The 561-nt window shown below is 51.7% G+C and carries 1 protein-coding gene; it reads right to left on the bottom strand.

Features of this window, described 5'->3' with window-relative positions:
- Positions 1 to 561: dihydroxy-acid dehydratase (locus tag R7040_RS28880; RefSeq protein WP_318097954.1), on the bottom strand; the 561-nt coding region annotated here is incomplete at both ends.

Here is a 561-nt window from a genome sequence, read left to right as displayed (position 1 = left end):
TTCAGGATGCTTTCGTCCACACCAGCAGTCTTCACAATACAACCATCCAGCGCGATGTTGCCTTTCAGAACGGCAAGGCCGCCATCTTGGCTAAACGCGTTTTCTTTGGTGCGGATACAGCCTTCCGCGCGGTCATTATCGAGGGTATCCCAGCGACAATCTTGCGAGAATGCTTGTGTGGTGCGGATACCCGCAGGGCCTGCACGGTAGAATGATTTCACTTCTTCTGAATCGGTCAGCATGATGTCGTATTTGGCTAGCTGCTCTTCCCAAGTCAGACCTAGTACGGTCTTAGACTGATTGTGCAGCAGACCTGCACGGTTCAGTTCACCAAGGATACCGACAACGCCACCCGCACGGTGTACATCTTCCATGTGGTATTTCTGCGTTGAAGGAGCCACTTTACAAAGGTGTGGTACTTGGCGAGACATGCGATCGATGTCCGTCATATCAAAATCGACTTCACCTTCTTGCGCTGCAGCTAAAAGGTGTAACACCGTATTGGTCGAACCGCCCATTGCGATGTCGAGTGCCATCGCGTTTTCAAATGCGGCTTTGGTC

The organism is Vibrio sp. 1069 (genome assembly GCF_033340555.1).
Note: the sequence above shows the minus strand (reverse complement) of the source record. Positions and strands in the feature narration are given on the sequence as shown.